At 44.4% G+C, this 459-nt stretch carries 1 pseudogene; it reads right to left on the bottom strand.

The features are described from left to right. Positions 1–459 (bottom strand): annotated as a pseudogene (locus JHD59_RS22190) (phosphomannomutase CpsG); the annotation flags it as partial.

The following is a 459-nucleotide window of genomic DNA, read 5'->3' on the forward strand; positions in this document are numbered from 1 at the left end:
GCTACTTTGGTATGTAATAGTGCTGTATCCGCACGCGTTTCAATATTCAGCCGCAACAGTGGCTCGGTGTTTGATGCACGTAAGTTCATCCGCCATTCTGAGAAAGTAAGACTAATTCCATCAGTCATATCTATCTCCGGTGCCTGAGGAGAAAAGTGGTTGCGAATTCGATCAATGATTGCAGTGCTATCGTTGACTTTGTAGTTGATCTCTCCGCTGCAGGGGTATGCTTGCATACGTTCACCAACTAGTTCAGACAGCGATTTTTCTCTTTGACTAAGCAATTGGACCACTAATAGCCAAGGGATCATGCCACTGTCGCAATAGGCAAAGTCTCTAAAGTAATGATGGGCACTCATCTCACCACCGTAAATGGCATTTTCGCTTCTCATTCTGTCTTTGATAAAAGCATGGCCTGTTTTGCTTTGTACAGGTTCTCCACCATTTGCGATGATCAGT

It is taken from the genome of Chromobacterium sp. ASV23 (genome assembly GCF_016428945.1).
GTDB classification, from domain to species: domain Bacteria; phylum Pseudomonadota; class Gammaproteobacteria; order Burkholderiales; family Chromobacteriaceae; genus Chromobacterium; species Chromobacterium sinusclupearum.